The sequence below is a fragment of the Kitasatospora sp. NPDC049258 genome (assembly GCF_040678895.1).
Lineage (GTDB): Bacteria > Actinomycetota > Actinomycetes > Streptomycetales > Streptomycetaceae > Kitasatospora.
Genome location: NZ_JBFAQT010000019.1, coordinates 92,352 through 104,390, shown reverse-complemented (window position 1 = coordinate 104,390; position 12,039 = coordinate 92,352). Strand labels below are relative to the sequence as shown.

General features: G+C 73.9%; 9 protein-coding genes and 3 tRNA genes. 1 reads left to right on the top strand and 11 read right to left on the bottom strand.

Annotation, left to right across the window (positions count from 1 at the left end):
• Positions 1-121 precede the first annotated feature (121 nt).
• The 3 genes from AB0K43_RS18490 to AB0K43_RS18480 form a co-directional block, all read right to left on the bottom strand.
• Positions 122-1,042: a ComEA family DNA-binding protein gene (locus AB0K43_RS18490; protein WP_363640918.1), complete on the bottom strand. Its 921-nt coding sequence runs from the start codon at positions 1,040-1,042 to the stop codon at positions 122-124.
• Between the two features lie 211 nt (positions 1,043-1,253).
• Positions 1,254-2,099 carry a DegV family protein gene (locus tag AB0K43_RS18485; protein WP_363640916.1) on the bottom strand — a complete coding sequence of 282 codons (846 nt, stop codon included), beginning with the start codon at positions 2,097-2,099 and terminating at the stop codon, positions 1,254-1,256.
• Positions 2,100-2,215: 116 nt separating this feature from the next.
• On the bottom strand, positions 2,216-3,007 hold the full coding sequence (locus tag AB0K43_RS18480) for a hypothetical protein (RefSeq protein WP_363640914.1): 792 nt from the start codon (positions 3,005-3,007) through the stop codon (positions 2,216-2,218).
• A gap of 204 nt (positions 3,008-3,211) precedes the next feature.
• Here AB0K43_RS18480 and AB0K43_RS18475 point away from each other — a divergent pair, with 204 nt between their 5' ends.
• Positions 3,212-3,742: a WYL domain-containing protein gene (locus AB0K43_RS18475; RefSeq protein WP_363640912.1), complete on the top strand. Its 531-nt coding sequence runs from the start codon at positions 3,212-3,214 to the stop codon at positions 3,740-3,742.
• Positions 3,743-3,893: 151 nt separating this feature from the next.
• On the opposite strand, the gene leuS is transcribed toward AB0K43_RS18475, so the two are convergent.
• The 8 genes from leuS to AB0K43_RS18435 all read right to left on the bottom strand — a co-directional run bounded on the left by leuS (position 3,894) and on the right by AB0K43_RS18435 (position 12,026).
• Entirely contained in the window at positions 3,894-6,776 is a 2,883-nt protein-coding gene (leuS, locus tag AB0K43_RS18470) for a leucine--tRNA ligase (RefSeq protein WP_363640910.1), read from the bottom strand.
• Between the two features lie 234 nt (positions 6,777-7,010).
• On the bottom strand, positions 7,011-8,300 hold the full coding sequence (locus tag AB0K43_RS18465) for a hypothetical protein (RefSeq protein ID WP_363640908.1): 1,290 nt from the start codon (positions 8,298-8,300) through the stop codon (positions 7,011-7,013).
• Positions 8,301-8,493: 193 nt separating this feature from the next.
• Positions 8,494-8,566, bottom strand: a tRNA-Ala gene (locus AB0K43_RS18460).
• A 223-nt stretch (positions 8,567-8,789) separates the two neighbouring features.
• A tRNA-Ala gene (locus tag AB0K43_RS18455) sits at positions 8,790-8,862 on the bottom strand.
• A 37-nt stretch (positions 8,863-8,899) separates the two neighbouring features.
• Positions 8,900-8,972: transfer RNA gene (locus AB0K43_RS18450), tRNA-Ala, on the bottom strand.
• A 106-nt stretch (positions 8,973-9,078) separates the two neighbouring features.
• Positions 9,079-9,726: a histidine phosphatase family protein gene (locus tag AB0K43_RS18445; RefSeq protein WP_363640980.1), complete on the bottom strand. Its 648-nt coding sequence runs from the start codon at positions 9,724-9,726 to the stop codon at positions 9,079-9,081.
• Positions 9,723-10,160, bottom strand: a complete 438-nt coding sequence (gene rsfS / locus AB0K43_RS18440) for a ribosome silencing factor (RefSeq protein WP_363640906.1) — start codon at positions 10,158-10,160, stop codon at positions 9,723-9,725. Before rsfS ends, AB0K43_RS18445 begins: the two co-directional genes overlap by 4 nt.
• A 108-nt stretch (positions 10,161-10,268) precedes the next feature.
• Positions 10,269-12,026 carry a LytR C-terminal domain-containing protein gene (locus tag AB0K43_RS18435; RefSeq protein ID WP_363640904.1) on the bottom strand — a complete coding sequence of 586 codons (1,758 nt, stop codon included), beginning with the start codon at positions 12,024-12,026 and terminating at the stop codon, positions 10,269-10,271.
• Positions 12,027-12,039: the final 13 nt, after the last annotated feature.

The window sequence follows — 12,039 nt, the reverse complement described above, 5'->3', positions numbered from 1 at the left end:
CAGGCGCAGCCGGCGGGGAGGAGCAGCCGGAGGTCGGCCGGACGCGGGCAGCCCGGCCGGGCATCGGGACGTCGGGGAATGGCGGCACCTCCCTACGGGTCAGCGCGGGGCAGGACGGGATTCAGAGCGACAGCAGGGCCTTCAGCTCCTCGTACTTGTGGTCCCCGATGCCGCTGACCTGGCGGAGCTGGTCGACCGAGCGGAAGGCGCCGTGCTCCTGCCGGAACTGGATGATGCGCTGGGCCAGCGTCGGGCCGACCCCGGGCAGGGTGTCGAGCTGCTCTGCGGTGGCGCGGTTGAGGCTCAGCGGCCCGGCACGCGCGGTCGACCCGGTGACGGCGCCCTGGCCGGCCGGAGCACCGACCAGGATCTGCTCCCCGTCCGTCAGTACCCGCGCGAGGTTGAGGCTCTCGGTGTCGGTGCCCGGCACCGGACCGCCCGCGGCGGCCACCGCGTCGGCGACCCGGGAGCCGCCCGGCAGCCTGCGCAGGCCCGGGTGCAGCACTCGGCCGGCCACGTCCACCACGACGGCGGAGCCGTCCGCCCCCGCCCGGTCGACCGCGCCGGAGGGGGCGGCGGTGGGCGACGGGGTGCCGGGCGGACCGGCCCCCGCAGGCCGTTCCGGCGGTTCGGCGACGGCCGTCGTCGGCACGGCGACCGGCTGCGGACGGCCCAGCCAGAAGTGCTGGACGCCGTACCCCACCGCGAGCAGCAACAGCACGGACAGCCCCAGCACCGCTCGCCGGTCGACCAGCAGGCCGGGAGGCAGCCCCGGCCACCACCGGCCGGGGCCGGGGCCGGCCGGCGGCAGCGGTCGATCGGCGGCCGGTGGCCCAGGTGGCCCCTCCGGACCGCGCGCCGCCGGCCCGGGCGCCGGCTCGGGTGCCGGCTCGGGCGGCGGCTCCGGCGGCCTTCCCGCCGACAGCGCGGGCGCGCCGGCCCCGGCGGGCGGCGGCGGGACGGTGAAGAGGTTGGCCATCCGGTCCCGGACGGCTTCGGAGGTCTCTCGGCGACGGGCCGCGCCCGGAGTCATCGTTCTCATGCCCAGGACGTTAGGTCCGCCGCCGACCACCGGCGGAAACCGCCGGATTCCTGTGGACAAACCCGGCCTGTGGATAACTCACATCGCTCGAACGAGTGACAGCAGACGGGCACCACAACCCCGCACCCCAGCGCCCCAGCGGCCCCAGCACCCGCCAAAGCCCCAGCCCCAGCCCCTGCCCCTGCCCCTGCCCCTGCCCCTGCCGAGAGCCTCAGCGCGGCGAGACCACCACGGCCAGCAGCCCCGGCCCCACATGCGCGCCGATCACCGCGCCCACCTCGCCGACGTACAGCTCGCGCAGCCCCGGCACCCGCTCCCGCAGCCGCTCCGCCAGCGGTTCCGCCCGGTCCTCGGCGGCCAGGTGGTGGACCGCGATGTCCACCTCCCGCTCGCCCGCCTCCGCCACCGCGATCTCCTCCAGCCGCGCGATCGCCCGGGAGGCGGTGCGGACCTTCTCCAGCGGCTCGATCCGCCCGCCGGACAGGTGCAGCAGCGGCTTGACGGCCAGCGCGGAGCCGACCAGCGCCCGTGCGGCGCCGATCCGCCCGCCACGGCGCAGGTACTCCAGGGTGTCCACGTAGAAGTAGCTCCGGGTCTGCTCCGACCTCCGCCGGGCCTCGGCGGCGGCCTCCTCGATCCCCAGCCCCGCCTCCGCGGCCTCCGCGGCGGCCAGCACGCTGTGCCCCAGCGCCATCCCGACCAACCGGCTGTCCACCACCCGCACGGGGATCCCCACCTCGGCGGCCGCCAGCTGCGCGGCCTCGAAGGTGCCCGAGAGCTCGGCCGAGATGTGCACGGAGACGATCCCGCGCGCACCGGCCTCGGCGGCGGCCCGGTAGGCGGCGGCGAAGGTCTCGGGGCTCGGCCGGGAGGTGGTCACCCGGTGCTTGGCGCGCAGCGCCTCGGCCACGTCCTTGGGGGAGATCTCCACGCCCTCGGCCAGCACCTCGTCCCCGACGACGACACTGAGCGGTACGACCTCGATCCCGTGCCGGTCCACAGCGTCCTGCGGCAGATAGGCGGTGGAGTCGGTGACAAGAGCGAGGTGGCCGGGCATGTGCCGGAGGTTACTCCCCGTCGGGCCCCGAGGACAGCGCCGCCGACCGCCGCCGTCGGCCCGGCAGGTCGGCGGGACGGCCCGGCCGTCCCCGGACGTCAGGCCCCTCGGCCCGGCTAGGGCGTGTCTGACAAGCCCCGGCCCACCGACGATCCGCCCGCGTTCGGCTTGCGCAGCCGGTCGGCGAGCCGGGCGAGCGGTTCGGCGAGCCCCAGCACCTCCTCCGCACTGGGCCGACGCCCGGCGGCCCCGAGCCCCTTACGCCCGTCCGCCCCGGCCCCTGCCCCGGCCCCTGCCGAAGCCGGATCCGCGCCAGCACCAGCACCAGCACCAGCAGACGATGCCGCCCCCACCCCCGTGTCCCAGTGCCGCAGCGCCCCCGCCTCGTTGGCGCACTCCTCCGTCAGCCGGCTCAGCTCGTCATCGGCGAACCGCCGCATCCGGTCCTGCGCCGCCCAGCGCAGCGACTCGGCGGAGTGCGTGATCCGCTCGGCCCGCTCCCGCAGCTCGGCCAGCTTGGCGGTGACCCGGGTCTCGTCCGGCTCCCGCTCCAACATCCGCAGCTCGGCGTCGAGTTCGGCCGCGTGCGCGTCGAGCCGGGCGAGCAGCTGCATCGCCTCGCCGAGCTGCCCGTCCTGCGGGAGCCCGGCCGCCAGCACCTGCCGTGTGCTGTCCAGCGCGGTGCGCAGCGAGAGCCTGACGGCCGCCAGCCGGCCCTGTGCACCCGGCTTGGTGAAGGTCTTCGCCTTGAGGGTGACGTTCTCCACCGCGCGGCGGGCGTTGGCCTCGTGCCGCTCCACCTTGGTGGCGACGGCCTTGGCCGCCTTCACCGTGCCCACCACCGCCATCGCCAGCAGCGCCGCCCCGAAGAGCAGTACCAGCACGACCACCACACCGAGCGCGTCCATGGAGAGCCCACCTTCTTCCACCGCTGCCACCGGGCCCGGCCGCCCGGGTGCGGCCTGCTGCGACTGCCGATGTCTCCACCGTAGCCGCCGATCCGCCCCCGTTGGAGGCGTGGACGGCCCGCAGCCCCAGAGATCAGGGGCGGCTCAGGGACGGCTCAGGGGCACCCCCACCCCCTACCGGCCAGGAATGCCAGACTGGCCGCCATGCTGGAGACCTCGGCCCGCCTGCTGCGGCTGCGCTTCGACTACCGCGCGCACGACGGCAGCGAGAGCCGGCGCGAGACGGAACCGCACCGGCTGGTGCACACCGGCGTGCGCTGGTACCTGGTCGCCTGGGACACCGGCCGGGCGGACCGGCGGAACTTCCGGGTGGACCGGATGTCGCTGCGGCCCCCGGCCGGGCCGCGTTTCACGCCCCGTCAGCCCCCCGAGCAGGACGTCCGGGACTTCGTCTCCTGGGAGGTGGCACTCGGCCGGTACCGCTACCAGGCCCGGTTCACCGTCCAGGCGCCCGCACACGTCGTCGCCGAGCACATCGCGCCCACCTCCGGCCTGGTCGAGCCGCTGGACGAGCACAGCTGCACCCTGCGGGCGGGCTCCAACTCGCTCAACGGCCTGGCCGTGTACGTCAGCCTGCTCGGCCACGACTTCACCGTCCACGAGCCGCCGGAGCTGGTCGAGCACGTCCGGCTGATGGCGGGCCGGCTGCGTGCCGCCACGCCCACCCCGGACTGAGCCGCGCCCACCCGACTCAGCCGCGCCCACCCCCCGGACCGCCGCGAGCACCGCCGACGGCCCCACCCCCACAACCAGCACCCCGAAACCACCGGGCGCCGGCCGCCTCCCGAGCGGGAGGACGACCGGCGCCCGGTACGACACGGCGGGGTCAGCCGGTGACGATGTTCACCAGCTTCGGCGCCCGCGCGATGACCTTGCGGACCGGGGCGTCACCGATCGCGGCGACCACCGCCGGATCGGCCAGCGCCAGGGCCTCCAGCTCGGCGTCGGAGATCGAGGGCGCGACCTCCAGCCGGGCCTTCACCTTGCCCTTGATCTGCACCACGCACACGACGCTCTCGTCCACCACGTACGCCGGGTCGGCGACCGGGTAGTCCGCGAAGGCCAGCGACTCCTCGTGGCCCAGCCGGCGCCACAGCTCCTCGGCGATGTGCGGGGCCAGCGGAGCGATCAGCAGCACCGTCGACTCGGCCACCGACCGGGGCGTGGAACCGCGCTTGACCAGGAAGTTGTTCAGCTCGATCGCCTTGGCCACCGCCGTGTTGAAGCGCAGGCCGGCCAGGTCGCCGCGGATGCCGTCGATCGCCTTGTGCAGGGCACGCAGGGTCGCCTCGTCCGGCTCCTCCTGCGACACGACCAGCTCGCCGGTGGTCTCGGAGACGATGTTGCGCCACAGCCGCTGCAGGAAGCGGAACGGACCGACGACGGCCCGGTCGTCCCACGGGCGGGAGACGTCCAGCGGGCCCATCGACATCTCGTACAGGCGCAGCGTGTCCGCACCGTACTGGTCGGCGAAGTCGTCCGGGGCGATGGCGTTCTTCAGGGACTTGCCCATCTTGCCGGCCTCGCGGCGGACCTTCTGGCCCTGCCAGAAGAACTCGTCGTCGATCTCCTCGACCTCGGCGGCGGGCACCGGGAAGCCCCGGTCGTCGCGGTAGACGTCGGCGGTGATCATGCCCTGGTTGAACAGCTTGTGGAAGGGCTCGACCGAGGAGACGTGACCCAGGTCGTGCAGCACCTTGTGCCAGAAGCGGGCGTACAGCAGGTGCAGCACCGCGTGCTCGGCGCCGCCGACGTACAGGTCGACGCCGCCGGCCGGCTTCGCCTCCGTCGGGCCCATCCAGTAGGCCTCGTTGGCCGGGTCGACGACCTTCTCGCGGTCGGCCGGGTCGATGTAGCGCAGCTCGTACCAGCAGGAACCGGCCCAGTTGGGCATGGTGTTGGTCTCGCGACGGTAGGTCTTCACCCCGTCGCCCAGGTCCAGCTCGACGTTGACCCAGTCCTCGTTGCGCGACAGCGGGGTCTTCGGCGAGGAGGCCGCGTCGTACGGGTCGTAGGTGTGCGGCGAGTAGTCCTCGACCACCGGCACCTCGACCGGCAGCATCGACTCGGGCAGCGCGTGCATCGCGCCGTCCTCGCCGTAGACGATCGGGAAGGGCTCGCCCCAGTACCGCTGGCGGCTGAACAGCCAGTCGCGCAGGCGGAAGTTGACGGTGCCCTCGCCGATGCCGCGGGCGGCCAGCCAGGCCGTCACGGCGGCCTTGGCCTCGACCACGCCCAGGCCGTCCAGCGACAGGTCCTCGTGCGCCGAGTTGACGATCACGGAGTCGTAGGTGTCGAAGGCGTCGTCCCACGTGTGCGGGTCCTCGCCGCGGCCGTCGGTCGGCGCGACCACGCAGCGCATCGGCAGGTCGAAGGCGCGGGCGAAGGCGAAGTCGCGGTGGTCGTGGGCGGGCACGGCCATGATCGCGCCGGTGCCGTAGCCCATCAGCACGTAGTCGGCGACGAAGACCGGGACGGGCTCACCGCTCACCGGGTTGGTCGCGTACGCGCCGGTGAAGACACCGGTCTTGACCTTGGCGTCGACCTGGCGCTCGACGTCCGACTTGGCGGCGGCCTCGGCCCGGTAGGCGGCCACGGCCTCGGCCGGGGTGGCGGCGCCGCCCGTCCAGTCCTGGTGCGTGCCGGCCGGCCAGGCCGCCGGCACGATCGCGTCGACCAGCTCGTGCTCGGGCGCCAGCACCATGTAGGTCGCGCCGAACAGGGTGTCAGGCCGGGTGGTGAAGACGGTGATCGGGTCCGCGGCGGGCACGGCGAAGTCGACCCGGGCGCCCTCGGAGCGGCCGATCCAGTTGCGCTGCTGCAGCTTGATCGCCTCGGGCCAGTCCAGCTGGTCCAGGTCGGAGATCAGGCGGTCGGAGTAGGCGGTGATCCGCATCATCCACTGGCGCAGCTTGGACTTGAAGACCGGGAAGTTGCCGCGCTCGGAGCGGCCGTCCGCGGTGACCTCCTCGTTGGCCAGCACGGTGCCCAGCCCGGGGCACCAGTTGACCGGCACCTCCTTGGAGTACGCCAGCCGGTACTCGCCCAGCACCTCGTCCCGCTCGACGGCGGACAGCTCGGACCAGGCCCGGCCGTCCGGCAGCGCCCGCGAACCGTCGGCGAACTGTGCGACCAGCTCGGCGATCGGGCGGGCCCGGCCGGCCTCGGTGTCGTACCAGGAGTTGAAGATCTGCAGGAAGATCCACTGGGTCCAGCGGTAGTAGTCCGGGTCGATCGTGGCGATCGAGCGCCGCGAGTCGTGGCCCAGGCCCAGCCGGCGCAGCTGGCGGCGCATGTTGGCGATGGCCGCCTCGGTGGTGATCCGGGGGTGCTCGCCGGTGGCGACGGCGTGCTGCTCGGCGGGCAGGCCGAAGGCGTCGTAGCCCAGCGTGTGCAGCACGTTGTGGCCGGTCATCCGCTGGTAGCGGGCGTAGACGTCGGTGGCGATGTAGCCCAGCGGGTGGCCGACGTGCAGGCCGGAGCCGGAGGGGTACGGGAACATGTCCATGATGAAGCTGTGCGGCTTCGCGGAGACGTCGCCGGCCGAGCCGTCGGCCAGCGGGCCGACCGGGTTGGGGGCGTCGAACGTCCCCTCCTTCTCCCACAGGTCCTGCCAGCGGGACTCGATCTCGGCGGCCAGCGCGGCGCCGTAGCGGAAAGGCTCGGTGGCGGCTTCGGCCGCGCCGGAAGCAGGGGTCGTCTCGCTCATGGTCCTTCGGGCTCCATCGTCATCGTCAGGCGAACCGGGCAGCGTCCCCGGGCAGGCCCCGGGCCCCCGAACCGGGCCCGAAAGCAAAAAGGCCCCTCACAGGAGGGGTCGCCACGCCGACTCCGGCCTCGCCCCGGGGGCGTCGGCCGGTCCTGGTCAGCGCGGCCGGCTAAGGAGCAGGCGCACGGTTCGCATGGGGTCAGGGTACCGCAAGGCCGGGCGGCCCCCGGGCGACTATCCGGCGCGCACCGCCGCGTCGAACTCGCGCAGCGCCCGGGCCACCCGCCCCGACTGCATACCGGCCGCCAGCAGCCGGGCCCGGTCGGCGATCCGGTCCGCCTCCTCCTGCTCCCCGGTGCGCCGGTAGGAGTCGGCCAGCCGGACCATCAGCAGCGCCTTGGCCCGGGCCCGCTCCGGTGCGAGCGCGTCGACGGCGGAGCCGAGCAGCCGGCGGGCCTGCTCGTGCTCGCCCAGGAAGAGGTAGCCCTCCCCCACCATGCCCTCCAGGTCGGCCCGCTCCTGGCCGTGGTCCGGCTCGCCGTCCAAGGCCTGGAAGGCCCGCTCGGCGACCGCCTCGGCGCTGATCTGCTCGCCCTTCTTGCCGTGCGCCCGGGCGATCCGGCCCAGTTGCAGGGCCCGCTCACGGGGCGTCAGCACCTCGTCGGCGGCCCGCAGCGCGGTGGAGAGCATCGCCACCGCGTCCAGCCCGCGCCCGCCGGAGTTGTAGGTGGCCTGCACGGCCAGGCAGCCGACCACGCTGACCCCGAGCCGAGGGTCGCCGCAGACGTGCGCGGCCCGCAGCGCGGCCACGAAGGCCCGCTGGGCCGCCGCGTCGCTGCCCATGTCGTAGCTGGCCCAGCCGACCAGCCGGGCCAGCCGGCCGGCCGCCCCGTACAGCTCACGGCCGAGCGGCTCGTCGTAGCGGCCGAGCTCCAGCAGCTTGCCGACCATGGCCAGCTCGGCCCGGGCCGGTCCGAGGATCAGCCCGCCGCCGTACGCGCGCTCCAGGCGCTGCTTGCTGTCGTACGAGAGCCGCAGGTCGGCCAGCTGCTCGGGGGCGATCCGCAGCGCCCCCTCGCCGCCGGTGACCTCGGGCGGCGGGGAGGCCCAGTGCCGGGCGGCCTGCTCCAGCTCGTCGCCGCGGAACAGGTCGGTGAGCCGGACCGGCGCCGCGTCCGCGCCGGCCTCCCGCAGCGCGGTCTGCGCGGTGTCCGCCGTCCACGGGTCGGTGAGCAGCCGCGGCGAGAGCACCTTGGCACCCCGGCCGCCGCCCATCTGGCCCCAGAGCTGCTCGTAGGTGACGGCGATGCCGACGGTACGGCTGAGCACCTCGCAGACGGTCTGGTCGTGCGGCGAGCGCGGCACCATGCCGCGGTCGCGCCACTTGTACGGAGCGGTGGAGCTGATCGCGAGCCCGGGCGGGAGCATGGCGCTCACCTCGCGGGCGAGCCGCTCCGGGCTCCAGCCCAGCTGGTGCAGTATCCGCGCCAGCTCTTCGTTCCGTTTGCGTGCCAGATCGGCCATGGCACGACCGTAGCTGGCCGACCACGTGGCCCGGTAGGGCCCCCGGCCCCGCCCCGGCCCGGAGCGGCCCGGCGACCCGGCGAGCCGGTAGCGGGGCGGGCCGGGCGCGCGGGGCCGCCCTGACGCACCGACCGGCTGACGGAATGCCAGAAGGGCCGCCTCCCGGAGGAGACGGCCCTTCTTCCTTCTGCTGTGGAGCTATGGAGAATCGAACTCCAGACCTCCTGCATGCCATGCAGGCGCTCTACCAACTGAGCTATAGCCCCTTGTTGCTGCTGTCCCCGGCATTTCCCCCGGCGACATCGCCAACAATACACGGTCCCGGGGGTGCCTCCCTAATCGCTTTCCACCGCCCCGCCACCGGCTCCCACCAGGCAGGCCGCCGGCGCGACCCGGAGGCGGGCAGGGCCCGGGCCCGCGTACCGGGGACGGGTCCGGAGAACGCCGAAGGCCGCCACCCGGATCGGGTGGCGGCCTTCGCAGCTCCTGTGGAGCTATGGAGAATCGAACTCCAGACCTCCTGCATGCCATGCAGGCGCTCTACCAACTGAGCTATAGCCCCGCGACACATGCGGCCCTCGCGGACCACCGGTGCGGAGTGGAGCTATGGAGAATCGAACTCCAGACCTCCTGCATGCCATGCAGGCGCTCTACCAACTGAGCTATAGCCCCGCGTTCCCGCGATTCCCGCTTTCCTCTCGGTCTGCGTTCCTCGCTGCGAACGAGGAAGACTCTAGCTGGTCAGAGCCGGAACTGCGAAATCGCCCCTAGTTCACCGTCAGGTCTCGTCACCGATGACCGGCTGCGGGAGGGTGCCCGCGTTGTGCTCGAGCAGCCGCCAGCCGCGCGCGCCCTGGCCGAGGACCGACCAGCAGCAGTTGGAGAGGCCCCCGAAACGCTCCCAGTGCACCGCGTCCAGGTCGAGCAGCCGGCCCAGCATGGTGCGGATGGTGCCACCGTGGCTGACCACCACCAGGGTGCCGTCCTCGGGCAGCTTCCCGGCCGCATCCAGCACCACCGGCACCGAGCGGTCCGCGACCTCGGTCGCCAGCTCCCCGCCGCCGCGCCGGACCGGCTCGCCCTGCGCCCACGCCTCGAACTGCTCCGGGAAGCGCGCCCGGATCTCGGCGTTGGTCAGCCCCTGCCACTCGCCCGCGTAGGTCTCCCGCAGGCCCTCGTGGTGGTCCACCGCGAGGGCGGTGACCTTGGCCAGCTCGGCCGCGGTGTCCCGGGCGCGCTGGAGGTCGGAGGAGATCAGCAGGTCGGGCTGCAGGCCCGCGAGCAGCCTGGCCGCGCGCCGGGCCTGCTCCAGGCCCTGCTCGGTCAGCGGGATGTCGGTGCTCCCCTGGAACCGGGACTCCAGGTTCCAGGAGGTCTGGCCGTGCCGCCAGAAGACGATGCGCGGCCCCCGCGCGGCGCGGCTCAGCTCTCGTCCCCGGAGACGGCGTTGCCGGCGGCGTCGGTGACGGCGTTCTCGGGCCGGTTGCGGGTGGCCACCGCGTCGGCCGGCAGCGGCACCTCGGGGCAGTCCTTCCAGAGCCGGTCGAGGGAGTAGAAGGAGCGCTCCTCGGAGTGCTGGACGTGCACCACGATGTCCAGGTAGTCGAGCAGGATCCAGCGGCCCTCGCGCTCGCCCTCGCGGCGGACGGGCTTGATGTCCAGCTGCTCGCGCAGCTGGTCCTCGATCTCCTCCGCGATCGCGCGGACCTGCCGGTCGTTGGCCGCCGACGCGATCAGGAAGGCGTCGGTGATCGACAGCACCTCGCTGACGTCGAAGGCGATGATGTCGTGGGCGAGCTTGTCGGCCGCCGCCTGGGCGGCGACGTCGAGGAGCTGCTGGCTGTGGTCGGTGACGGTCACGTTGTACTTCCCGCTCGGTGGCAATATCGCCTTCCAGGATCTCACGAACGGACCGGGGCCCGGATCGTCCGATCCGGGCCCCGGGTACGAGCTGCGCGCGAGCGGCGGCTACTGCGCCTTCGGCGGCTGGTAGTCCTTGCCCAGGACCACCACCAGGTCCGCGTTCTGCGGGTCGGCCACCTTCTTCAGCACGGTCTCCGGCAGCCCGAGCGCACCGGCCAGGGCCTTGCCGTCGGCCGCCTTGGCGTCGTCCGTGTAGCGGATCTCGGTGGTCGCCTGGGCCGGCGCCTTCGCGGAGCTGGGCACCAGCTCCAGACCGGCGTTGACGGCCTGGACGCCCGCGGCGGCGGCGTTCGGGTCGCTGCCCGAGGCGTTCACCACCGACACCCGCGAGGTGGCGCTGCCCCCGGTCACCGCACCGGCCTTCACGGTGCCGCCGAGGATCTCCTTGACCTGCTGCCCGGCGGTGGCCTCGTCCAGCGTGCCGTCCGGCTTCACCTTGAGCGTGCTGCCGGTCAGGTGCCCGTCCTTGGCCTGCCCGGCCAACAGCGCGAGCACCCCGCCGAGCTTGTTCTCAGGCAGCGACGGGTCCAGCACCGCGTTCATCCGGTGCACGTCGTCGGTCGCCTCCGCCAGGTCGGTGGGCATGGTGCGCAGCACCGCGTCCAGCACCTTGCCGAAACGGGCCAGCTGGGCGTCCCGGCCCTCGGTGGGCGCCTGGTAGGTGGCGTAGGCCACGGAGGCCTTGCCGCTCAGCAGGACGCCCTTGCCGGCCGTGGCCAGCACCTTGCCGTCGGGCTTGTTCCCGTCGTGCACGTCGACGTCGGCGTCCACCCGCACGCCGCCCAGCTGGGCCACCAGGAGCTCCAGGTACGGGGTGTCCAGCCGCCAGGTGCCGGCCACCGGGGCGCCCAGCACGGTGCTCAGCCCCTCCCGGGCGCCCGAGGCACCGACGGCGTCCAGCGACTGTCCCACCGTGGTGGTGGTGGCGTCCCCGCTGCCGGGCAGCTTGAGGGTGTCCGGCAGCATCAGCACCGAGCCCTTGTGGCCGGCCGGGTCGTTCACCAGCAGGGCGGTGGAGACCTTCCCCTGCAGGTCGCGCAGGTGCACCACGTTGACCTGGCGGTCGCCGGCCACCGCGGCCGCGTCGTTGCCGCCACCGAGCTTGCCGGCCCACCACAGGTAGCCGAACACGGCCGCGCCCGCCACGGCGAGCACCGCCAGCAGCCCGATCAGCCGGTTGCGCAGGCGGCGGCGGCGCTCGGCCCGGACCTCGCTGCGCGACTCGGCGAACTTCAGCCAGTCGATGACGTCCTCGGACTCCTCCGCCGGCTCGTCCACGAAGGTGAACTCGCCGGTGGTGTACGCGTCCTTGGGCGCCCTGGCGTTCCGGCGGCCGCCGACCTGCTCGGAGGGCTGCTCGGGCTCGGCGCCCGCCGCGGCGGGCGGGGCCGGCCGCGGGCGCGGCGGTCCGGGCGGCGGCGCCTGCTGGGCCGGTGCCTGCTGGGCCTGCCGCGGCGGCTGGACCTGCTGCACCTGCTGCACCGGCGGCTGGACCTGCGGCGGCTGCTGGACCTGCTGCTGGGCGTAGGGATCCTGGACGTACCCCTGCTGCTGCCCGTACGGGTCGTAGACCGGCTGGTACGGCTGCTGCTGGTAGTACCCCTGCTGGTACTGCTGCTCCTGCGGCGCGTACCCCTGCTGCTGCCCGTACGGGTCCTGGCCCTGCTGCTGGTAGGGCTGCTGCTGGTAGTACCCCTGCTGCGGCTCCTGGGGGTACTGCTGGTACGGCTCCTGGTAGGGCTGCTGCTGGTACGGGTACCAGGCCTCGTCGTCCTGGCCGCCGCGGTCTGCCGATCCGGTCACGCCGCCCCTCCCG

Excerpts from the sequence above, each read along its gene's own strand:
- AB0K43_RS18485 (WP_363640916.1), bottom strand. The coding sequence starts at position 2,099 with ATGCCCGGCCACCTCGCTCTTGTCACCGACTCCACCGCCTATCTGCCG.
- leuS (WP_363640910.1), bottom strand. The coding sequence starts at position 6,776 with ATGAGCGAGACGACCCCTGCTTCCGGCGCGGCCGAAGCCGCCACCGAG.
- AB0K43_RS18465 (WP_363640908.1), bottom strand. The coding sequence starts at position 8,300 with ATGGCCGATCTGGCACGCAAACGGAACGAAGAGCTGGCGCGGATACTG.
- AB0K43_RS18475 (WP_363640912.1), top strand. The coding sequence starts at position 3,212 with ATGCTGGAGACCTCGGCCCGCCTGCTGCGGCTGCGCTTCGACTACCGC.
- AB0K43_RS18480 (WP_363640914.1), bottom strand. The coding sequence starts at position 3,007 with ATGGACGCGCTCGGTGTGGTGGTCGTGCTGGTACTGCTCTTCGGGGCG.
- AB0K43_RS18490 (WP_363640918.1), bottom strand. The coding sequence starts at position 1,042 with ATGAGAACGATGACTCCGGGCGCGGCCCGTCGCCGAGAGACCTCCGAA.